Source organism: Roseisolibacter agri (assembly GCF_030159095.1).
GTDB classification, from domain to species: domain Bacteria; phylum Gemmatimonadota; class Gemmatimonadetes; order Gemmatimonadales; family Gemmatimonadaceae; genus Roseisolibacter; species Roseisolibacter agri.
Genome location: NZ_BRXS01000001.1, coordinates 607,623 through 627,601, shown reverse-complemented (window position 1 = coordinate 627,601; position 19,979 = coordinate 607,623). Strand labels below are relative to the sequence as shown.

The following is a 19,979-nucleotide window of genomic DNA, read 5'->3' as shown; positions in this document are numbered from 1 at the left end:
TCGTGCGGGCATGGCCGACGCCCCCGCCCCACCGCTCCCGCCCACCATCGAGCGCACGCTCGCACGCTTCCGCGCCCTCGGGCGCGAGGAGAAGATGCAGGCGCTGGTGGGCTACGCGCGGAAGCTGGAGCCGCTGCCGCCGCGCTACGCGGAGATGGACCGCGCCGCGTTCAACGTGCCGGAATGCCAGACGCGCGTGGACATCTTCCCCGAGCACCGCGACGACGGCACGCTCCACTTCTACGCCGACGTCAACGTGCGGCAGTCGCCCACCATCGCGGCGGTGCTGGCGATCACCTTCCAGGCGGTCAACGACCAGCCGCCCGAGGTGACGCTCGCGCTCCCGTCGGACTACGTGCGGCAGCTGATGGAAGGCGTCGGGCTGCACACGCGCGAGGTGGGGCTGCAGGCGATGGTGCAGCGCCTCAAGCGCCATGCGGCCGAGGCCCGCGCCGCGGCCTGACGGCCGCCGCCTGACGTCCGACCCGATCTCCGACCGACCGCGGCGCGCCCCGACGGCGCGCCGCTCCACTTTTCCGCCGCAGCATCCCATGGACCGCATCACGATCACCGTCCGCAACAACGGCTCGCTCTTCATCTCGGGCGACGACATGGCGAAGGTCCGCCTGGTCGACCACGAGGGCAACGAGATCTCCACCGAGGGGCGCAAGGCGATCTCGCTCTGCCGCTGCGGCGGGTCGACGAAGAAGCCGTTCTGCGACGGGACGCACAGCAAGATCGGCTTCGTGGGCGCGATCGCGGCCCAGCAGGCGTTCGACGCCGCGAAGGCCGCGGGCGCTCCGGCCGCCGCGGCGACCGAGGCGGCGACCACGGCCGCGGCCGCGTCGGTTCCCGCGCCCGACGCCCCGGCGGGCGGCACCCCGACCGGCGGCCCCGCGAACGGCTGACCCCGCGTCCCGGCCCGGCGCGAGTAGATTGCCCGCATGCAGCGTCTCGTCACCGCCTGGGTCTGGACCCTGTGGGTCCTGATCGTCCTCGTCGGCTTCCCGATCATCTGCCTCGTCTTCGCGTGCACGGCCCCGTTCGACAAGGGGCGGTACGCGCCGGGCCGCGTGTTCCGCTTCTTCGGAAGCCTGGGCGCGCGGCTCAACCCGTGGTGGCACTTCCACACCACGGGCGTCCGGATCGACGATCCGCGGCGGCCCTACGTCGTCGTCTCGAACCACGAGTCGTACGCCGACATCTTCCTGCTGTGCTACCTGCCGTGGGAGATGAAGTGGCTGGCCAAGAAGACGATCTTCAACATCCCCGTGATGGGGTGGATCATGCGCATGGCCGGTGACGTGCCGCTCGTGCGCGGGAACCGGGCGAGCGCGATCGGCGCGCTGGCGCGCTGCCGCGACCGGCTGGCGCGGCGCGCGTCGGTGATGGTCTTCCCCGAGGGCTCGCGCTCCAACACCGACGAGCTGCTGTCGTTCAAGGACGGCGCGTTCGCGCTCGCCGTCGAGTCGCAGGTCCCACTGCTCCCCATCGCCGTCGCGGGCACGCGCAACGCGATGGCCAAGCACTCGTTCCGCGTGCAGCGCGCGACGGCCGCCTGCCGCGTGCTGCCGCCGATCGACACGACGGGGCTGTCGTCCAGCGACGTGCCGGCGCTGCGCGAGCACGTGCGCACGCTGATCGACGGCGCGCGCCGCGAGCTGCTGGCCGAGCTGCGCGCGGGGCACCGGCTGCCGGCGCTCGCGCCCGCGCCGGAGCCCGCGCCGCTGCCGCTCGCGGCGTCGCTGCCGATGGCCAGCGAGGCGCGGTGACGGCGGTGACGCCGGCGCACGGGCGATGACCGACCCCACCGCGCGCGCCCCCGACGCGCCGGCCGCCCCGGATGCGCCGATGGAGGTCGCGCCGCCGGCGACGCTCGACGCGCTCGAGGAGCGCCTCTCCCGCCCCACGGGCGGCGTGCGCGCGGTCCTCGGCCGCTACCAGGGCGACGTCGTGCTGCTGGGGGCGGGCGGGAAGATGGGGCTCTCGCTGGCGCGCATGGTGCGCCGCGCGCTGGACGAGCTGGGCGGCGTGCAGGCGGACCGCCGCGTGGTCGCGGTGTCGCGCTTCGGCGATCCGGTGGCGCGGCGCGCGTTCGACGCCGCGGGCGTCGAGACCATCGCCGCCGACCTGCTCGACCGGCGCGCGGTGGCCGCGCTGCCCGACGCGCCGCTCGTCGTCTACATGGCGGGGCTCAAGTTCGGCACCGCCGACGCGCCGGCGCGCATGTGGGCCACCAACACGGTGGCGCCGCTGCTGGCCGCCGAGCGCTACGCGCGGTCGCGCATCGTCGCCTTCTCGACGGGCAACGTCTACCCGCGCACCGCGGCGCCGGGGCGCGGCGCGGCCGAGGACCATCCGCTCACGCCGGCGGGCGAGTACGCGAACGCGTGCGTCGCCCGCGAGCGCGTGCTGGAGTGGGCGTGCGAGCGCAGCGCGACGCCGCTGGCGCTGGTGCGCCTGAGCTATGCGGTGGACCTGCGCTACGGCGTGCTGGTGGACATCGCGCAGAAGGTGCTGCGCCGCGAGCCGGTGGACGTGCGCACGGGCTGGGTGAACGTGATCTGGCAGGGCGACGCGAACGCGCAGGCGCTGCAGGCGTTCGCGCGCTGCGACGTGCCCGCGTTCGCGATCAACGTCACGGGCCCGGACGCGCTGCCGGTGGCGGAGATCGCGCGCCGCTTCGGGCAGCGCTTCAAGCGGCAGCCGGTGATGGTGGGCCTCGTCGCGCCCGACGCGCTGCTGAGCGACACGTCGCTCGCGCAGCGGCTCTTCGGTCCGCCCACGGTGCCGACGGCGCGCCTGATCGACTGGGTGGGCGCGTGGCTGGAGGCCGGCAACCCGACGCTCGGGCGGCCGACGAAGTTCGAGGTGCGCGACGGCAAGTACTGATGAACGTCCGCCGCCACCTGCTCGACGGTCACGTCATCCCCGCGCACCCGCTCGCGCTCACGCCCACGCGCGAGCTGGACGAGCGCCACCAGCGCGCGCTCACGCGCTACTACGTCGCCTCGGGCGCGGGCGGCATCGCGGTCGGCGTGCACACGACGCAGTTCGCCATCCACGCGCCGCAGGTCGGCCTCTATCGCCCGGTGCTGGAGCTGGCGGCGGAGACGGCGCGCGACGCGCTGGCACGCGAGACGACGCCCGGCGGCGCGCCGCGCCCCTTCGTGCTCGTCGCAGGGCTCGTCGGCGACACGCGCCAGGCCGTGCACGAGGCCGAGATCGCGCGCGCCCGCGGCTACCACGCGGGGCTGCTGTCGCTCGCCGCGATGGCGGACGCCGACGACGCCGCGCTGGTGCGCCACGCGCGCGCGGTGGCCGAGGTGCTGCCGATCGTGGGCTTCTACCTGCAGCCCGCGGTCGGCGGGCGCACGCTCGTGCACCGCTTCTGGCGCGAGCTGGCCGAGATCCCGAACCTCGTCGCGATCAAGATCGCGCCGTTCGACCGCTACCGCACGATCGACGTCGTGCGCGCGGTGGCGGAGGCGGGGCGCGACGACGTGGCGCTCTACACCGGCAACGACGACAGCATCCTCGTCGACCTGCTGACGCCCTTCCCCGTGCACGCCGGCGGGCGCCGCGTGCTGCGCCGCATGGTGGGCGGGCTGCTGGGCCAGTGGGCGGTGTGGACGCGCGCGGCGGTCGAGCAGCTCGACGACGTGAAGGCCGCGGTGGCCGCGCAGGGCGCCGACGGCACGGGCGCGGTCGCTGCCGGGTGGCTGGCGCGCGCCGCCGCGCTCACCGACGCCAACGGCGCCATCTTCGACGCGCGCAACGGCTACGCGGGCTGCCTGCCGGGCATCCACGAGGTGCTGCGCCGCCAGGGGCTGATGCGCGGCGTGTGGACGCTGGAGCCGCACGAGCGGCTGTCACCGGGGCAGAGCGAGGAGCTGGATCGGGTGCTGCGGTCGTACCCGGAGTTGACGGACGATGATTTCGTCGCCGAGCACCGTGATGAGTGGCTCCGGTAGGGCGGAGGACGGAACGGCGGAGAACGGAACGGCGGAAGACGATGGAGCGTGAAACCGAACGGCGGACCCTTCCAGCTCGAAGCATCGAGCCTGAAGGGTCCGCCTTCTCGTTTCACGCCCTTCCGTCCTCCGCTTCATCGTCCTCCGCTGTTCCGTCCTCCGCCTCATCAGGCAGGCGGAATGTAGATCTGCACCTCATCCCCCGGCGTCACCACGATCTCGTCGCTCGTCGGCGTGCGCTGGTTGCCGATCGGGTCGGCGATGAAGCGCAGCGGCGTGATGCCGTTCATCAGGAACGACGGGATGCGCAGCACCTGCGTCGAGTTGCCCGTGACCGTGCCGAGGCGCACGCGCTGGCTGCCGCGCACCGCGTAGACGTTGACGTCGAGGAAGCCCTGGTTGCGCACGCGCAGCGTGGTCGGGCGCTCGTCCTGCTGCGCGCTCGCGGCGCCCTTGCGCCAGCAGCCCGTGGCCGGGAGCGTGACGCCCAGCGCGAGGACGGCCAGCGCGGCGGCGGCCGGCGTGCGGGCGAGTCGGGTGGCCATGGTGGTCGGGCGCCTCCGGGGCGCGGATGAGGAGTCGATCATCAGCCGGAAGCTCGGCCGTGTACACGCGGCGCGCCAGGGTCGCGCGACCGGCGCGCGCCGGTTTCGCGTGCCCGCGCGCCGGCGCACATTCCGTAGGACGCATACCCGCCAGCCGCCCCGATGGAGCCCTCCATGCGCCGCCACGTCGCCTTCCTGCTCGCCGCGCTCCTGACCGGCGCGAGCGCCGGCGCCCAGGCGCCCGCGTCCCCCGCACCCTCCCCAGCCGCCGCGCGCGCCTTCGTCGACTCCGCCGAGCGCGAGCTCGCGACGCTCGGCGAGAAGGCGAACCGCGCCTCGTGGGTGGCCGCCACCTACATCACCGACGACACCGAGCGGCTCTCCGCCGACGTGCAGGAGCGCTACGCGGTGGCCGCGCAGCGCTGGGCGCTCGGCACCACCCGCTTCGACGGCGTCCAGCTGCCCGCGGACGTGCGGCGCAAGCTCACCCTCCTCAAGCTCTCGCTCGTCGCGCCGCCGCCGAGCGACCCCGCCAAGGCCGCGGAGCTGACGCGCCTCGCGGTCGGGCTCGAGGCGGACTACGGACGCGGGACCTACTGCCGGCCGGGCAAGCTCGGCGAGCCGCTGCCCGCGGCCGGCGCGGCGCCGGTCGGCGCGGCACGCGGCGACTCGACGTGCTACCAGATCAACGCGCTCTCGCGCGCGCTGGTCGAGAGCCGCGACCCGAACGTGCTGCTCGACGCCTGGCGCGGCTGGCACTCCATCGCACCGCCGATGAAGGACCGCTACGCGCGCTTCGTGCAGCTCTCCAACGAGGGCGCGCGCGAGCTCGGCTTCCGCGACGTCGGCGTCATGTGGCGCTCCGGCTACGACATGCCGGCCGACGCGTTCTCCGCGGAGCTGGAGCGGCTCTGGCAGCAGGTGCGCCCGCTGTACGTCGCGCTGCACGCGTACACGCGCACGCGGCTCAACCAGCAGTACGGCGACGCGGCCGTGCCGAAGGACGGGATGATCCCCGCGCACCTGCTCGGCAACATGTGGGCGCAGGAGTGGGGCAACGTGTTCCCGATCGTCTCGCCCGCCGCCGCCGCCCCGACGGTCGACCTGACCAAGCTGCTGGCGGCGAAGGGGACGGACGTCCCCGCCATGTTCCGCTTCGGCGAGGGCTTCTTCACCTCGCTCGGCTTCGACTCGCTGCCGAAGACGTTCTGGACGCGCTCGATGCTGACGAAGCCACGCGACCGCGAGGTCGTCTGCCACGCCAGCGCGTGGGACATCGACGCGCAGGACGACGTGCGCATCAAGATGTGCGCGGAGCGCACCGGCGAGGACTTCGTCACGGTGCACCACGAGCTGGGGCACAACTTCTACCAGCGCGCCTACAAGGGGCAGCCGTTCCTGTTCCAGAACGGCGCGCACGACGGCTTCCACGAGGCCATCGGCGACGCGGTCGCGCTCTCCATCACGCCGGGCTACCTGCAGCAGGTCGGCCTGCTCGCGCAGGCGCCGAGCACCGCGTCGGACACGTCGCGGCTGCTGCAGCAGGCGCTCGACAAGGTAGCGTTCCTCCCGTTCGGCCTGCTCATCGACCAGTGGCGCTGGCAGGTGTTCAGCGGCCAGGTGACGCCGGCCGACTACAACAGGGCGTGGTGGGCGCTGCGCGCGAAGTACCAGGGCGTCGCGCCGCCGGTCGCGCGCACCGAGGCCGACTTCGACCCGGGCGCGAAGTACCACGTGCCGGCCAACACGCCGTACACGCGCTACTTCCTCGCGCGCGTGCTGCAGTTCCAGCTCTATCGCGCGATGTGCCGCGAGGCCGGGCACACGGGACCGCTGTATCGCTGCTCGTTCTACGGCAGCAAGGCGGCGGGCGCGAAGCTCGCGCGCCTGCTCGAGGCGGGGCAGAGCCGCCCGTGGCAGGAGGTGCTGTTCGAGATGACCGGCGAGCGCCGCATGGACGCGGGCGCGATGATGGAGTACTTCGCGCCGCTCAAGATCTGGCTCGACCGGCAGAACGCGGGACACCCGGTCGGGTGGACGGTGCCCGCGCAGGTCAGCCAGACGCGCTGAGGTTCCCGCGCGCCGGCGCGCGCGCCAGATTCTCCGCATCGTCCGGTCGCCGCCGTCGGCCGTCAAGCCAGGAGTCCGCATGTCCGCCACGCGCTCGTTGCACAACGCGCTCACCGCGCTCGCCGCCGCGGCGATTGCCGCCGCCCTGCCCGCCCTCGCGCCCGCGCGCGCCGCCGCGCAGGGCGCGCCGGTCGCGTCGCCCGCGGCCGATGCCGTCCCCGTGCGCGAGTGGAAGGTGCCGTGGGAGAACAGCCGCCCGCGCGATCCCATCGCCGACGCGCAGGGGCGCGTCTGGTTCGTCGGCCAGGCGGGCAACTACGTCGCGTGGCTGAATCCGGCGAACGGCGAGTTCCGGAAGTACGAGATCGACGACGGGACGCATCCGCACAACGTCGTCGTCGGCCCGGACGGCAACGCGTGGTACGCGGGCAACCGCAACGCGATGATCGGGCGGCTGGAGCCCGCGACCGGGAAGATCACGCGCTTCCCGATGCCCGACAGCACGGTGCGCGACCCGCACACGATGATCTTCGCGCCCGACGGCGACCTCTGGTTCACCGTGCAGAACGGGAACGCGGTCGGCCGCCTGACGCCGCGCACCGGGCAGATCCGCCTCGTGAAGATCCCGAAGGCGCAGTCGCGCCCCTACGGCCTCGTGCTCGACTCGCGCGGCCGGCCGTGGTTCGACCTGTTCGGCACCAACGCGATCGCGACCATCGACCCGGCGAGCATGCGGCTGCGCACCTTCCCGCTGCCGCACGACCGCGCGCGCCCGCGGCGCATCGCGATCACGTCGGACGACATGGTCTGGTACGTGGACTACACGCGCGGCTTCCTGGGGCGCCTCGACCCGCAGAGCGGCGCGGTGAAGGAGTGGCCGAACCCGGGGGGCGCCGCGTCGCTGCCGTACGCGATGACGGTCGACGACCGCGACCGCCTCTGGTTCGTCGAGACGGGGAAGCAGCCCAACCGGCTGATCGGCTTCGATCCGCGCGGCGAGCGCTTCTTCGGCCACACGACCATCGAGAGCGGCGGCGGCACCGTGCGGCACATGACCTTCGACCGCCGCACGGGCCAGATCTGGTTCGGCACCGACGTCGGCACGATCGGCCGCGCGACGGTCGGCGGCACGCGGCGCCCCGTCACCGAGTGACGGGCGCGATCTCGCGTCACGCCACGCCGGTGCGGATCGCCGCGACGACCGTCTCCACGAACGTGTCGAGCTCCTCGCGCGTCGTGTAGACGTTGGGCGTGACGCGGATGCCGCTGAACTCCGGGAAGACGATGGGCGTGGTGACGATGCGGTGCTTCGCCAGCAGCCACCCGCCCAGCTTCGCCGGGTCCAATCCCTCCACCGCGAAGAACCCGATCGCGCCCGCGCGCGCCGGGTCGTCCAGCGGCGTGAGCACGCGCACGCGGTCGCTCGCCGCCAGCAGCTGCTTCGCCCACCGGTCGCGCAGCCACCGCAGGCGCGCCGCCTTCCGCTCCGCCCCGATGGCCCGGTGGAAGGTCAGCGCGGCGGCGATCGCGTTGTGATTGGCCGCGGGGTGCGTCCCGATCTCCTCGAACTTCCGCACGTCGGCGTCCATCGCCTTCGGCGCGGCCATCAGCGGCCAGAGCTTCGGGATGCGGTCGCGCCGCACGTACAGGAAGCCCGTGCCCACCGGCGCCAGCAGCCACTTGTGGAGGCTCGTGCCGTAGTAGTCGCAGTCCAGCGCGTCGCGCGTGAACGGGAAGTGCGCGAACGCGTGCGCGCCGTCCACCAGCACCTCGATCCCCTTCGGCCGCGCGAGCTGCTGGATGCGGCGCACGGGCAGCACCTGCCCGGTGAGGTTGGTGATGTGCGGCAGCTCGATCGCGCGCGTGCGCGGCGTGATGGCGGCCGCGAAGCGCTCGACCACGTGGTCGTCGCTCGACGGCACGTCGAACCGCACCTGCTTCACGACGATCCCGTCGCGCCGCGCGCGCTGCTCCCACGCGGTCAGCATGCGCGGGTAGTTCTGCGTGCTGACGATCACCTCGTCGCCGCGCTTCAGGTCGAGGCCGAGGATCATCGTCTCGTTCGCCTCGCTGGCGTTGCGGACGATCGCCATCTCCTCGGGATCGCACCCGAGCTCGCGCGCCAGCTCGCGCCGCACGCTTTCCAGGCGCGGCTCCAGCACGCGCCACATGTGCTCGACCGGCAGCTCGTTCGAGAAGCGCAGGTCGCGGATCATCGCCTCCAGCACGTGCGACGGGGTGGGGCTCACGCCCCCGTTGTTGAGGTTGATCATCGTGCGGTCGGCGTCGAACGCGCGCTGGATCTCGCCCCAGTACGCCTCGTCGTCGGCCAGCGCGTCGGGCGTGCGACCGCCCGCGACGGCGTGCGCGTCCCGCAGCGCGCGGCCCGCGCGCGCGGCGAATGGCGGCGCGGGCGCGGCGGGGAGCTTGTGGACCAGCGGCGCCGCGAAGGGGGCGGCGGCGACGGCCCCGGCGGACAGGAGGAAGGAGCGGCGGCTGGGCATGTGGGGGCGCATGCGGGTGAGCGGTGGGCGGTCGGCCTGAGCATACCGCCCGATCGGGCGGCCGCCAGAAGGTCCACGCGATGACCGCGCTCCTCGCCGTCGACGTCGGCGTGCGCACCGGCTTCGCCTGCTGGGGCGACGACGGGCGCCTGCGCTGGTACCGCTCGCGCAACTTCGGCGCGCTGCCGCGCCTGCGCCGCGCCATCCCCGCCCTGCTGGACGAGGTGCCCGACCTCGCGCGCGTGGTGCTCGAGGGCGGCGGCCCGATCGCCGACGCGTGGACGCACGAGGCCGACCGTCGCGCGCTCACGGTCCAGCGCGTGAGCGCCGAGGACTGGCGCAGCGTCTTCCTCCTGCCGCGCGAGCACGGGGGCCGAACGGCGCAGCTGAAGACGATCTCGGACCGCCTCGCGCGGCGCGCGATCGCCTTCGGCGAGGGGCCGCGCCCGACCTCCCTCCGCCATGACGCGGCCGAGGCGATCCTCGTGGGGCTGTGGGGCGCGCTCTCGGCCGGCTGGATCCGCCGCCTGCCGCCGGACCTGCTGCGCTGAGCCCGCGCTGAGCCGGGCCGGACCGAGCGTCAGGACGCCGTGAACATCGCCCGCGCCCGCGTGCGGCGGCGCGGCGCGCGCCGTAGCTTCGCCTCATGCCCTCTCTGTTCCCGGGCGCCGGCCCCGGCCCCGAAGGCCGCCGCGTGGGCGTGCTCGTCGCGCTGCTGGTCGCCAGCTTCGCGCTCACCGCGGTCCTCGCCTGGCAGGCGATGGACGCCGCGCACTCGCACCGCGCCACCGCGGAGCGCACGCTGCGCGACTACGCGCAGTTCGCCGCGCTGCAGATGGCGTCTCGCGCGAAGGAGGGGATCTACGCCCGCGCCAGCGGCGTGCTCGCGCGTCCCACGGACCTGATGGGCGGTGAGCGTCCGGACGCCGCCGCGCGCCTGGCCGCGCAGCTGGACAGCGCGCTCGACATGCGGCACAAGAAGGGGTGCGTCGACCCGCGGCGCGGCTTCACGACCGCGGCCGCGAGCATCGGCCCGCACGACCGGTCGCGCTTCCTCTTCCGCCTCGACCTGCGCACGAACGAGCTGCGCCAGGTGCTCGGCTGCGCGGGAGGCCCGCCGCGCGACTGGCTGCGCGAGACGGTCGCGCACCACGCGCTCGGCGTCTTCCGGAAGTCGTGGGACCACGCCGACGTGGTGGCGGAGGCGGGCGGCAAGCGCTGGATGCTGGCGTACGCGGTGCGCTTCGACGACTGGGACAAGCCGGCGGCGGCGTTCGGCTTCGGCGCGCCCTTCCGCGACTTCGCGAAGCCCGTGTTCGTGGACGCGATGCGCTACGGCGCGCTGCTGCCGCCGTCGCTCGTGGGCGGCACGCCCAACGACTCGCTGCTGTCCGTGGTGGTGACCGACGATCGCGGCGCGGAGCTGTATCGCTCGGCCGTCGAATACGACTCGCCGTTCACGGCGCAGTATCGCCTGGACAAGTTCGGCGGGCTGGTGGTGAACCTCACGCTGCGCCCCGACGTCGCCGACCGGCTGGTGATCGGGGGGCTGCCGCGCCAGCGGCTGCCCCAGCTGCTCGCGCTGCTGGCGCTCACGGGCGCGCTGGTGATCGTCGCCATCCTGCAGATCCGCCGCGAGTACGCGCTGGCGCGGCTGCGCGCCGACTTCGTGAGCAACATCTCGCACGAGCTGCGCACGCCGCTGGCGCAGGTGCGCATGTTCGCGGAGACGCTGCTGCTCGGCCGCGTGCGCAGCGAGGCCGAGGGGCGCCGCTCGCTGGAGATCATCGACCAGGAGGCGCGGCGGCTCACGCACCTGGTGGAGAACGTGCTGCAGTTCTCGCGCAGCGAACGCCGCGTGACGCGCCTCTCGCCCGAGCCCACGCGCCTCGCCGACGAGGTGCGCGACACGGTGGAGGCGTTCACGCCCATCGCGCAGGCGCGCGGCGTGAGCGTCGCGTGCGAGCCGACGTGCGACGTGCACGCGTCGGTCGATCGCGCGGCGCTGCGGCAGGCGCTCCTCAACCTGCTGGACAACGCGGTCAAGTACGGCCCCACCGGGCAGACGGTACGCGTGGGGCTGCGCGCCGTGGGGCCGTTCGCGCACCTCTGGGTCGAGGACCAGGGCCCCGGCATCGCGCCGCGCGACCGCGAGCGCGTCTGGCTCCCGTTCTTCCGCTTGGAGCGCGACGCCGGGTCGGCGGTCGCGGGGAGCGGCATCGGGCTCGCCGTCGTGCGCGACCTCGTGACGCTGCACGGCGGCCGCGTGCGCGTGGAGGATGCGCCGGGCGGCGGCGCGCGCCTGCTGCTGGAGCTGCCCGCGGACGCCGCGCCGGCCGTGCCGCCCGTCGACGTTCCCCCGCACGCGATGCCCGCCCCGCTCGGCGTCGCGCGCGAGCCCCACTCCGTCTCGTGAAGCCCGCGTAGAGCGATCATGCCGCGCATCGTCGTCGTCGAGGACAATCCCGACCTGGCCTTCGGCCTCCGCAACAACCTCGAGATCGAGGGCTACGAGGTGGACGTCGCGCCCGACGGACCCGCGGGCCTCGCGGCCGTGCGCGCGGGCGCGCCCGACCTCGTGCTGCTCGACCTCATGCTGCCGGGGCTCGACGGCTTCCGCGTGCTGAAGACGCTGCGCGACGAGGGGCGCCAGATGCCGGTGCTGATCCTCACCGCGCGCGGCGAGGAGGCCGACAAGGTGCGCGGGCTGCACCTGGGCGCCGACGACTACGTCACCAAGCCGTTCGGCGTGCTGGAGCTGCTGGCGCGCGTGCGCGCGCTGCTGCGCCGCGCCGCGCGCGACTCGGCCGCCGCTGCCCCCGCGGACGCGGCGGCCGCACCGGGCGTCGCGGGCAGCACGGCCGCGGCGTGCGCGCGCTTCGGCGCGGTGGAGATCGAGCCGGCCGCGCGCCGCGTCACGCGCGCCGGTGCGGAGATCCCGCTCGCGCCACTGGAGTACGACCTGCTGCAGGCGCTCGTGCGCCGCGGCGGCGCGGTCGCGACGCGCCTCGACCTGCTGCGCGAGGTGTGGGGCTACAGCGCGGCGGTCGTCAGCCGCACGGTCGACACGCACATCGCGGAGCTGCGCCGCAAGCTGGAGGAGGATCCCGCGCGGCCGCGGCACATCCTCACGGTGCGCAAGGTCGGCTACCGGCTGCAGCCGTAGCGCGCGATCCCACCGCTGGCACTCGGCGGGGCCGCCCGACCATCTTGCGACCATGCGGTGGCGACGCGAGGACGGGGCGTTCGGGATGCCGGGGTCGAACACGGCGTGGGTGACGGTGGCGACGCTGGCGAGCGGCTTCGAGGCCGACGTCACCGTCGCCGTCCTCGGCGCGGCCGGCATTCCCGCGCGGGCGCACGGCAACGACTTCGTCGGGCTGTTCGGCCCCAACTTCCAGGGCGCCACCGCGCAGGGCGTGGACGTGCTGGTGCCGATCGACGCGCTGGACGAGGCGCGCGGCATCCTGCAGGCGGCGCGCGATGCCGCAGCGGAGGACGACGACCCGGATCGGCCGGATGCGCGCTCGGCCTGAGCGTGTGGCGATCGCGGCGGTCGCGCTCCTCGCGCTCGGCTGCGGCGACTCGACCGGGCCGGGCGGCGCCGGAAGCGACGCACCTGTCGTGGCGCGCGTCGGCATCGAGGCCGGCGCCCCGGCGCTGCTGGTCGAGGCGCCGTCGGACACGTGGCCGCGCGTGCTCGCGGCGCCGCCGGACTCCACCGGGCCCGCGCAGTCGCTGCAGGAGCCGCGCTGGCGCCCGGACGGCGCGCGGCTCGCCTTCGTCGCGGTGGCGCAGGGCGTGGGGCGGCTGCTCGTGGCGACGCCCGGTGGCACCGTCGACACGAAGGTCCGCATCGCGGCCGTCCCCTACTGGGGCACGCCGGTCGCCTGGTCGCCGGACGGCGGCGCGATCGCCGCCGCGGTGACGGCGCTGGGGGACCGTCGCGCGCTCACGACGCGCGTGGTGGCCGCCGACCTGGCGACGGGCACGACGCGCGTGCTGCACGAGTCGGGATCGGACGGCGGTCCGCGCGTCGAGCCCACGACCGCGGTGCGCTGGGCGACCGACGGTCGGGTGTACGTCGCCACGATCGTCGGTCAGACGGGACCCGACTCGCTGCCGACGCCCGTCTCGCGCGTGTGGGCGATCGACGGCGGCGGCGTCCGGCGCCTCGTGCGCGACTCGCTCGTGGGGCTCGTGCAGGACCTCGCGCCGGACGCGAGCTGGGTGCTGGCGCTGCGCCGCCGCTTCGTCTCGAGCGTGGCGCCCTTCCGCACCGCGGACGACTACCGCGAGCTGGCGCGCATCGACGTGCGCACCGGCGCGGCGACGGCGCTCGCGAGCCGCGAACGGCTGCCGGTCCCACTGCTCACGCCGGGCGACCCGCGCGTGACGAACGACCGCATCCGCTGGGCGCGCCTGAGCGCCGACGGCGCGCGCGTCGTGGTCGCGATCAACGTCGAGCAGGGCGATCCGTTCGCGACGCGGCTCGTGTATCGCGCACTGACGCGCGACGGCGCGGCGGTCGGCGACCTCCCGGGCGACCCGACGGAGGCGCCGGGCAGCGTGGCGCTGCTGCGGTGATGTACGCGTGAGCGACCGCTACCCCATCCCCGCCGGCGAGCACCGCGCACAGCAGGAGATCTCGCGCAGCCGCTTCATCGCCACCATCGCGCCCGCCGCGACGGTGGAGGACGCGCAGGCCTTCATCGCGCGCATGCGCGCCGAGTTCCCCGACGCGACGCACAACTGCTGGGCGTTCGTCGTCGGGCCGCCGGGGAGCACGGGCCGCGTGGGCATGAGCGACGACGGCGAGCCACACGGCACCGCCGGTCGCCCGATGCTGACGGTGCTGCTGCACTCGGGCGTCGGCGACGTGGCCGCGGTGGTGACGCGCTACTACGGCGGCACGAAGCTCGGCACCGGTGGCCTCGTGCGCGCGTACGGCGGCGCCGTGCAGCACGCGCTCGAATCGATGCCGCGCGCCGAGCGGGTGGAGTGGATCGACTGCGTGCTGACGATCGGCTACGGCGACGTGACCGTCGTGCAGCAGCTCATCGCGGGCCACGAGGGCCGCGTCGCGGAGGAGTCGTACGCGGCCGACGTGACGTACCGCGTGACGCTCCCCGACGCGCGGCGCGATGCGTTCGCGGCGGCGGTGCTGGACGCGACGCGGGGGCAGGCGCTGGTCGACTGAAGCGCTGCGTGCCGCGTGCGGCCCGGTCGGGTGTCATCCCGAGCGCAGCCAGGCATCCGCTCTCCGAGGCGAGAGGCGTCCCACGCGTGACGCATACCAGGTCCCTCTCCTTCGCTGCGCTCAGGATCGGGACGACATCTAGATCGAATCCGCGATCGCCGCGATCTCCTCCGCGTCGCGCCACGCGTCCGTCAGCACCTCCAGCTCGCCCTCCAGCGCGCGGCGCTCCTGCTCCTCGTGTAGCGCCATCTCCACCGCCAGGCGCTCCACCGGCGTGAGCGCGAGCGCGCCGACGCGGCGCCACTCGGCCATCACGCGCCCGCCCGGGCGACTGGAGCGCCGCGCGGCCGCGTGCAGCCAGCCGAGCGCGTCGCCGCGCTCGTCGATCGCGTGCACCGCGGCGCGCACCTGCCCCGCGCTCGCGCCCCACGCGTTCGCGCGCGCGAGCAGCGCGCCCAGCGCGCGCGTCGCCGATGCGCCGCGCAGGTCCGTCTCGCCGCCGTCGTGCTGCAGGCGCAGCGCGACGCCGTCGGCGCCGTCCTGCAGCAGCGTGCTCTCGCGCAGGTGGCGCACGCGGATGTCCGCGTCCGGCGCGCCGTCCGCCGGGTCGCCGAGCGAGACGCGCGCGATCACGCGCTCGGAGAGCAGCCACTCCTTCGCCATCTCGTAGGGCACCGTCACGCCGCCGGCGAGGTATCCGGCGACGAAGATGCCGCCCGACCAGAGGCCCGCCACGAGCGCCGGGACCGCGATCGGCGCCGCCACGACCGCCGCCGCCGCGCCCACGCCGCCGGCCGTCACCGCGCGCCGGCGGCGGCGCCCGAACTGGTCGCCGTAGCGCCACGCCGCGAACTCCGGCCGCAGCGGCCGCCCGATGCGCACCAGCTCCAGCCCCTCGCGCAGCTTCGCGAGCCCGATGTTGTCCGTCGAGACGCGCACGCGCGTGTCGCGGAACAGCCGCTCCGCGTCCTCGATCGCCTCCCAGCGCTGCTCCATGGGCGCCAGGTTCCAGCGCTCGCAGCGGCGGCAGACCGCCCACAGGCGCCCGCGGTCGGCGTCGAACGCCACGCGGCGTCCGACGGGGAACGACTCCAGCGCCTCGTTCCCGGGGAACGGCGCGTCGCAGAAGAGGCAGGCGGCGTACACGGCAGACTCGGGAGCACGAACGGGAAGCGGGGGCGTGCATCCTGTGATGCACGCCCCCGCTCATCCGCGCAAGACGCCGGCCGCCGCGTCAGAAGGCCGCGGCCTCCAGCTCCATCACCGTCGCCGCGCCGCTCTGCATCGTCGCCGCCAGCGCGTCCACCTGCGGCAGCAGCTTCGCGAAGTAGAAGCGCGCCGTCTTCACCTTCGCGTCGTAGAAGCGCGCCTCGCCGTTCGCGCTCGGCAGCCGGTCGAGCGCCACGCGCGCCATCTTCAGCCACATCCAGCCCGTCGCGACCAGCCCCATCATCCGCAGGAAGTCGGTCGCCGCGGCGCCCGCCTCGTCGGGGTTCTGCATCGCCTTCTGGATGACCGTCATGATGCTCTCCTGCGTCTTGCGCACCGCGTCGCCGAGCTGCGCGGCGAGGTCGGACACGCGCGCGTCCGCCTGCGCCTCCTTGAGGTCCGCCTGCACCAGCGCGAGGAAGCGGCGCAGCAGCCGGCCGTTCCCCTCCGGCACCTTGCGGCCGATCAGGTCGAGCGCCTGCACGCCGTTCGTCCCCTCGTAGATCTGCGCGATGCGCGCGTCGCGGACGAACTGCTCCAGCCCGTACTCCTTGATGTAGCCGTGGCCGCCCAGGCACTGCAGCGCGAGGTTCGCGCTCTCGAAGCCCGTGTCCGTCAGGAAGCCCTTGATGATCGGCGTCATCAGCGCGACCAGGTCCTCGGCCTCCTTCCGCTTCTCCTCGTCGGGGTGCTTCTCCTCGATGTCGATCAGCTGCCCGACCCAGTACGCGAGCGCGCGCTCGCCCTCGATGTACGCCTTCTGCGTCAGCAGCATGCGGCGCACGTCGGGGTGCACGATGATCGGGTCGGCCTCCTGCTCCGGCGCCTTCTTGCCGGTGAGCGCGCGGCCCTGGATGCGGTCCTTCGTGTAGGCGAGCGCGTTCTGGTACGCGACCTCCGCGAGGCCGAGCCCCTGCAGGCCGACGCCGAGGCGCGCGCCGTTCATCATCGTGAACATCGCGCGCATCCCCTTGTGCTCCTCGCCCACCAGCCAGCCCGTCGCGCCGTCGAAGTTCATGACGCACGTCGCGTTGCCCTTGATCCCCATCTTGTGCTCGATGGAGCCGCAGGTGACGCCGTTCGGCGTGCCGACGCCGCCCTCCTCGGTGGGGAGGAACTTGGGCACGATGAACATCGAGATCCCCTTCGTGCCCGCGGGCGCGTCGGGCAGCTTGGCCAGCACGAGGTGGATCACGTTCTCGGCCAGGTCGTGGTCGCCCGCGGAGATGAAGATCTTGGTGCCCGTGACCTTGTAGGCGCCGTCGCCCGCGGGCACCGCCTTCGTGCGGATGATGCCGAGGTCCGTGCCGGCGTGCGCCTCGGTGAGGCACATCGTGCCCGTCCACGTGCCGTCGACGATCTTCGGCATGAAGCGCTGCTTCAGCTCCGCGTTGCCCCACTTCTCGAGCGTCATCGCGACGCCGTGGCCGAGCTCCGGGTACATCGCGAACGAGAGGTTGGCGGCGCACATCATCTCGTTCAGCACGAAGCGCGTGAGGTGCGGCAGCCCCTGCCCGCCGAACTCCGTGGGCGCCGTCATCGCGGGCCAGCCGCCCTTCACGAACTCGTCGTACGCCTCGCGGAAGCCCTTCGGCGTCGTGACGACGCCGTTCTCGTAGCGGCACCCCTCGGCGTCGCCGCTCTGGTTGACGGGCGCGAGGTACTGCTCGCACAGCTTGGCGCCCTCCTCGAGGACGGCCAGCAGCATGTCCGGCGTGGCCTCCTCGTAGCCCGGCAGCCGCGAGAGCTGCTCGACGTCGAGGACCTCGGTGAGGAGGAAGCGGATGTCGTCGAGCGGCGCCTTGTAGGTCGGCATGGGACTCGGGTCCGGTGGAGGTGGCGATCGGCGCGCGGCGCCTGCCGAACGGTGTTCTGTGGTAATTGTGCGACCGCGACCGCCGGGCGGCAAGACGTCGCCAGGACGTCGCCAGGACGTCGCCAGGACGTCGCCGCCGGGCGGTCGTGGGTGTGCTGGCGTCAGCGCACGACGGCGAACAGCGCCGGGATCTCGACGCTCAGCGTCCGCCCGCCGGCCAGCTGCAGGATCGTGCGCGCCGTGTAGTAGCCCTGCGCGAACGGACGCACCGTGCTCCCCGCGGGGGGCGTGAAGCGCAGGCGCACGGAGCCACGGCCGATGGTCCCGGGCGCCCCCGGCTGCGCGAGCGTGAGCGTCGTGTCGCGCCCGCCGCCGGTGATGCGGAGCTGCGCTGCCTGCACCACTTGGTCGGGGAGCCGACCGGAGGCGTACTCCAGCGTGATGTCGATCGAGTCGCCCACCGCGCCGCCGTAGCGGATGGCGGAGCGCGTCGCGACGTCGGTCACGCCGACGACGAACGGCACCGTGCTCGAGTCGCCGCTGACGACGTCGAACGCCACCGACGCGAAGACGCTGGTGTCGCTGGCGGGGATCGCGACGATCTGCCCGCGCCCGCGTCCGACGGCCGTCACCAGCCCCGACGCGTTGACGGTCGCGACCGACGGCTGCGCGGCGCGCCAGCTGAACGGGGTCGCGACGCCGTTGCGCGTCAGCACCTCGCCCTGCAGCCGCGTCGTGTCGCCCACCAGCAGGTAGCGGCGCGTGGCGATGATCTGGATGCTGTCGATGCACTGCGCCCCGGAGCACGCGTTCTCGTCCGGGGCGCTGAGGGGCGTGCAGGCGGCGGCCGCGCCGGACAGCACGACGGCGAGCGCGCCCGTGCGGGCGCGGCGGGAGGCGGAGGGATTCTGCATCCTGCAACCTACCCGTCGTCCGGACGGGGAGTCACCACGGCTCCCACGCCCGGACGCCGTGCGCGCTCAGGACTCCCAGCGCGCGGCCTCGATCGCCGACCAGACGTGCATCACCCAGCCGAGCATGCCGAACGAGACCAGCCAGAAGGCGCCGGCGAGGACGAGGTGCCAGAGCGCCTTGCCGGGCCGACCCTGGATGAGCTGCCCCAGCCCGGGGATGAAGAAGCTGGCCAGGGCGGCGATGACGTTGCCGGCGGTTCCCTGTCGAACACTCACGTGCGGCCTCCCGAGTCTGACGGTGCGGGTCTGCGGCGGACGCGGACCCTACGAGAGAATCGGACCGCAGGTGACAGCGTGGCGATGAATCCGCTCGCCCCGACTCAACCCGCCGCCCTCCGGCTCCGAGACTCCCGCGGGTGAGCCAGCCTTCCGCCTCCCACGCCGCATGAGCGCCACGTGAGCGCCTCGCCCGGCCGTCCGCCCTACGGCGACACCGGCGCGCGCCTCGGCGCCGCCGTCCTCGCGTTCGTCGCCGCCATCGTCGGCGCGATCACGCTGCAGCCGTTCCGCTTCGCGTGGCCCGCGCGCCTCGCGATCATGGGCTGGGACACCGGCTTCGACGTGATCGCCAACGTCGCGCTCTTCGTGCCGCTCGGCTTCCTCTACGCGCTGACGCGCGCGGCGCGCACCGCGACCGACGCGCCGCGCACGCAGGAGGCGACGGCCCGCGCGCGCCGCCTGACGCTCGCGCTCGCACTCGCGCACGGCGCGCTGGCCAGCCTCGCGATCGAGGTCACGCAGGTGTTCGAGCCCGGGCGATTCCCGTCGCCCGTGGACGTCGTCACGAACGCGATGGGCGCGCTGCTGGGCGCGTGGCTGCACGCGCGCGCGTCGCGGCAGCTGGGCGCGGACACGCCGCTCGTCGGGCGGCTGGCGCTCGAGCTGCCGGTGATGGGGCTGCTCTACGTGTCGCTGCCGCTGTGCACCCTCGCCGCGGTGTCCGCCGCCGCGCCCGACGCGCCGCGCCTGGGCGGCGTGGCACCGCGCGCGCTCGCGCTGCTGCTGCTGGCGGCGTTCGGCGGATCGCTCGTGGGCACCGTGCAGCGGCGCCAGCTGGGGCCGGCGGGCGCGCTGGGGAAGCTGGCCGCGGTGCTCGTGGCAGCGGGCTGGTTCCTGGTGGGCGCGCTCCCCGCGCTGGCGACCGCGCCGCGCACGCTGCTGGCCGGCGTGGCGCTGGCCGGCGTGGCGGCGTGGGACCTGGCGCGCCGGGCGCCGGGCGTGCTCCCCATCGAGCGGCGCTTCGAGGCCGAGGCGCTGACGCTCGCCGCGCCGTTCTTCGCGGGCTACCTGCTGCTCCTCCCGCTCGGCGATCCGCCGGCGGGGCCGGACGTGTGGACGCGGCTGGGGATCCTGCGCCACGTCGAGTCGCTGGCGGCGTTCACCGTCGGCGGGTACCTGCTGGCCGAGGTGTGGGGCCGCCGCGAGCTGCGCTACCGGCACACCGCGTGGCGCGTGGCGATCGCCGCCGCCGCCGCGGTCACGACGCTGGCGGTGCTGCGCAAGGACCTGGGCGCGCTGCCGCCGTCGCTGCTCGCGCTCACGACGCACGTGTTCGCGGCGGCGTACGGCGGGTGGCTGTATCACCTGCAGCGCGCGCACGTGATGGCGCTGGTCACCGCGCGGCGCGCGCTCGCGGCGGCGCCGATCCGCCGGCGCGAGGCGCGCGCCGCGTGAGTGGTTCCTGAGC

At 74.4% G+C, this 19,979-nt stretch carries 20 protein-coding genes; 14 read left to right on the top strand and 6 right to left on the bottom strand.

Features of this window, described 5'->3' with window-relative positions; genetic code table 11:
• The first annotated feature begins 10 nt into the window (after positions 1-10).
• The 5 genes from rosag_RS02525 to rosag_RS02505 all read left to right on the top strand — a co-directional run bounded on the left by rosag_RS02525 (position 11) and on the right by rosag_RS02505 (position 3,974).
• Entirely contained in the window at positions 11-463 is a 453-nt protein-coding gene (locus tag rosag_RS02525; RefSeq protein WP_284348443.1) for a SufE family protein, read from the top strand.
• Between the two features lie 88 nt (positions 464-551).
• Complete coding sequence (locus rosag_RS02520; RefSeq protein WP_284348442.1) at positions 552-908, top strand: CDGSH iron-sulfur domain-containing protein; 357 nt, start codon at positions 552-554, stop codon at positions 906-908.
• A gap of 36 nt (positions 909-944) precedes the next feature.
• The gene (locus rosag_RS02515) at positions 945-1,772 is read left to right on the top strand and encodes a lysophospholipid acyltransferase family protein (RefSeq protein WP_284348441.1); all 828 of its coding nucleotides are present in this window, start codon (positions 945-947) and stop codon (positions 1,770-1,772) included.
• Between the two features lie 25 nt (positions 1,773-1,797).
• On the top strand, positions 1,798-2,892 hold the full coding sequence (locus tag rosag_RS02510; RefSeq protein ID WP_284348440.1) for an NAD-dependent epimerase/dehydratase family protein: 1,095 nt from the start codon (positions 1,798-1,800) through the stop codon (positions 2,890-2,892).
• Positions 2,892-3,974 carry a dihydrodipicolinate synthase family protein gene (locus tag rosag_RS02505; RefSeq protein WP_284348439.1) on the top strand — a complete coding sequence of 361 codons (1,083 nt, stop codon included), beginning with the start codon at positions 2,892-2,894 and terminating at the stop codon, positions 3,972-3,974. The genes rosag_RS02510 and rosag_RS02505 overlap by 1 nt, the downstream gene beginning before the upstream one ends.
• Positions 3,975-4,141: 167 nt before the next feature.
• On the opposite strand, the gene rosag_RS02500 is transcribed toward rosag_RS02505, so the two are convergent.
• Entirely contained in the window at positions 4,142-4,519 is a 378-nt protein-coding gene (locus rosag_RS02500) for a hypothetical protein (protein ID WP_284348438.1), read from the bottom strand.
• A gap of 174 nt (positions 4,520-4,693) precedes the next feature.
• On the opposite strand from rosag_RS02500, the gene rosag_RS02495 reads away from it, so the two are divergent.
• Positions 4,694-6,589 carry a M2 family metallopeptidase gene (locus rosag_RS02495; protein ID WP_284348437.1) on the top strand — a complete coding sequence of 632 codons (1,896 nt, stop codon included), beginning with the start codon at positions 4,694-4,696 and terminating at the stop codon, positions 6,587-6,589.
• 79 nt (positions 6,590-6,668) lie between these two features.
• Positions 6,669-7,742 carry a Vgb family protein gene (locus rosag_RS02490; RefSeq protein WP_284348436.1) on the top strand — a complete coding sequence of 358 codons (1,074 nt, stop codon included), beginning with the start codon at positions 6,669-6,671 and terminating at the stop codon, positions 7,740-7,742.
• A gap of 16 nt (positions 7,743-7,758) precedes the next feature.
• Here the strand turns inward: rosag_RS02490 and rosag_RS02485 are convergent, their stop codons facing one another.
• Positions 7,759-9,105, bottom strand: a complete 1,347-nt coding sequence (locus rosag_RS02485; protein ID WP_284348435.1) for an aminotransferase class V-fold PLP-dependent enzyme — start codon at positions 9,103-9,105, stop codon at positions 7,759-7,761.
• Between the two features lie 68 nt (positions 9,106-9,173).
• Between rosag_RS02485 and rosag_RS02480 the strand changes: the two genes are divergently transcribed.
• The 6 genes from rosag_RS02480 (at position 9,174) to rosag_RS02455 (ending at position 14,293) form a co-directional block, all read left to right on the top strand.
• Complete coding sequence (locus rosag_RS02480) at positions 9,174-9,644, top strand: hypothetical protein (RefSeq protein ID WP_284348434.1); 471 nt, start codon at positions 9,174-9,176, stop codon at positions 9,642-9,644.
• Between the two features lie 95 nt (positions 9,645-9,739).
• On the top strand, positions 9,740-11,509 hold the full coding sequence (locus rosag_RS02475) for a sensor histidine kinase (RefSeq protein ID WP_284348433.1): 1,770 nt from the start codon (positions 9,740-9,742) through the stop codon (positions 11,507-11,509).
• Between the two features lie 18 nt (positions 11,510-11,527).
• A complete protein-coding gene (locus rosag_RS02470; protein ID WP_284348432.1) occupies positions 11,528-12,259 on the top strand; it encodes a response regulator transcription factor in 732 nt (243 codons plus the stop codon).
• 52 nt (positions 12,260-12,311) lie between these two features.
• Complete coding sequence (locus tag rosag_RS02465; RefSeq protein WP_284348430.1) at positions 12,312-12,629, top strand: putative signal transducing protein; 318 nt, start codon at positions 12,312-12,314, stop codon at positions 12,627-12,629.
• On the top strand, positions 12,613-13,680 hold the full coding sequence (locus rosag_RS02460) for a TolB family protein (RefSeq protein WP_284348429.1): 1,068 nt from the start codon (positions 12,613-12,615) through the stop codon (positions 13,678-13,680). The genes rosag_RS02465 and rosag_RS02460 overlap by 17 nt, the downstream gene beginning before the upstream one ends.
• Positions 13,681-13,687: 7 nt before the next feature.
• Entirely contained in the window at positions 13,688-14,293 is a 606-nt protein-coding gene (locus tag rosag_RS02455) for a YigZ family protein (protein WP_284348428.1), read from the top strand.
• Between the two features lie 138 nt (positions 14,294-14,431).
• On the opposite strand, the gene rosag_RS02450 is transcribed toward rosag_RS02455, so the two are convergent.
• The 4 genes from rosag_RS02450 to rosag_RS02435 all read right to left on the bottom strand — a co-directional run bounded on the left by rosag_RS02450 (position 14,432) and on the right by rosag_RS02435 (position 18,508).
• On the bottom strand, positions 14,432-15,439 hold the full coding sequence (locus rosag_RS02450) for a hypothetical protein (RefSeq protein WP_284348427.1): 1,008 nt from the start codon (positions 15,437-15,439) through the stop codon (positions 14,432-14,434).
• An 88-nt stretch (positions 15,440-15,527) separates the two neighbouring features.
• Complete coding sequence (locus rosag_RS02445) at positions 15,528-17,318, bottom strand: acyl-CoA dehydrogenase C-terminal domain-containing protein (protein ID WP_284348426.1); 1,791 nt, start codon at positions 17,316-17,318, stop codon at positions 15,528-15,530.
• Between the two features lie 161 nt (positions 17,319-17,479).
• Positions 17,480-18,232: an Ig-like domain-containing protein gene (locus rosag_RS02440; protein ID WP_284348425.1), complete on the bottom strand. Its 753-nt coding sequence runs from the start codon at positions 18,230-18,232 to the stop codon at positions 17,480-17,482.
• 66 nt (positions 18,233-18,298) lie between these two features.
• Complete coding sequence (locus tag rosag_RS02435) at positions 18,299-18,508, bottom strand: hypothetical protein (protein WP_284348424.1); 210 nt, start codon at positions 18,506-18,508, stop codon at positions 18,299-18,301.
• A gap of 180 nt (positions 18,509-18,688) precedes the next feature.
• Between rosag_RS02435 and rosag_RS02430 the strand changes: the two genes are divergently transcribed.
• The gene (locus tag rosag_RS02430; RefSeq protein ID WP_284348423.1) at positions 18,689-19,966 is read left to right on the top strand and encodes a VanZ family protein; all 1,278 of its coding nucleotides are present in this window, start codon (positions 18,689-18,691) and stop codon (positions 19,964-19,966) included.
• The last annotated feature ends 13 nt before the right edge of the window (positions 19,967-19,979 follow it).

What these genes read in the sequence shown, in the direction of transcription:
- rosag_RS02525 (WP_284348443.1), top strand. Translation starts at nt 11, where the DNA reads ATGGCCGACGCCCCCGCCCCACCGCTCCCGCCCACCATCGAGCGCACG.
- rosag_RS02520 (WP_284348442.1), top strand. Translation starts at nt 552, where the DNA reads ATGGACCGCATCACGATCACCGTCCGCAACAACGGCTCGCTCTTCATC.
- rosag_RS02515 (WP_284348441.1), top strand. Translation starts at nt 945, where the DNA reads ATGCAGCGTCTCGTCACCGCCTGGGTCTGGACCCTGTGGGTCCTGATC.
- rosag_RS02510 (WP_284348440.1), top strand. Translation starts at nt 1,798, where the DNA reads ATGACCGACCCCACCGCGCGCGCCCCCGACGCGCCGGCCGCCCCGGAT.
- rosag_RS02505 (WP_284348439.1), top strand. Translation starts at nt 2,892, where the DNA reads ATGAACGTCCGCCGCCACCTGCTCGACGGTCACGTCATCCCCGCGCAC.
- rosag_RS02500 (WP_284348438.1), bottom strand. Translation starts at nt 4,519, where the DNA reads ATGGCCACCCGACTCGCCCGCACGCCGGCCGCCGCCGCGCTGGCCGTC.
- rosag_RS02495 (WP_284348437.1), top strand. Translation starts at nt 4,694, where the DNA reads ATGCGCCGCCACGTCGCCTTCCTGCTCGCCGCGCTCCTGACCGGCGCG.
- rosag_RS02490 (WP_284348436.1), top strand. Translation starts at nt 6,669, where the DNA reads ATGTCCGCCACGCGCTCGTTGCACAACGCGCTCACCGCGCTCGCCGCC.
- rosag_RS02485 (WP_284348435.1), bottom strand. Translation starts at nt 9,105, where the DNA reads ATGCGCCCCCACATGCCCAGCCGCCGCTCCTTCCTCCTGTCCGCCGGG.
- rosag_RS02480 (WP_284348434.1), top strand. Translation starts at nt 9,174, where the DNA reads ATGACCGCGCTCCTCGCCGTCGACGTCGGCGTGCGCACCGGCTTCGCC.
- rosag_RS02475 (WP_284348433.1), top strand. Translation starts at nt 9,740, where the DNA reads ATGCCCTCTCTGTTCCCGGGCGCCGGCCCCGGCCCCGAAGGCCGCCGC.
- rosag_RS02470 (WP_284348432.1), top strand. Translation starts at nt 11,528, where the DNA reads ATGCCGCGCATCGTCGTCGTCGAGGACAATCCCGACCTGGCCTTCGGC.
- rosag_RS02465 (WP_284348430.1), top strand. Translation starts at nt 12,312, where the DNA reads ATGCGGTGGCGACGCGAGGACGGGGCGTTCGGGATGCCGGGGTCGAAC.
- rosag_RS02460 (WP_284348429.1), top strand. Translation starts at nt 12,613, where the DNA reads ATGCGCGCTCGGCCTGAGCGTGTGGCGATCGCGGCGGTCGCGCTCCTC.
- rosag_RS02445 (WP_284348426.1), bottom strand. Translation starts at nt 17,318, where the DNA reads ATGCCGACCTACAAGGCGCCGCTCGACGACATCCGCTTCCTCCTCACC.
- rosag_RS02440 (WP_284348425.1), bottom strand. Translation starts at nt 18,232, where the DNA reads ATGCAGAATCCCTCCGCCTCCCGCCGCGCCCGCACGGGCGCGCTCGCC.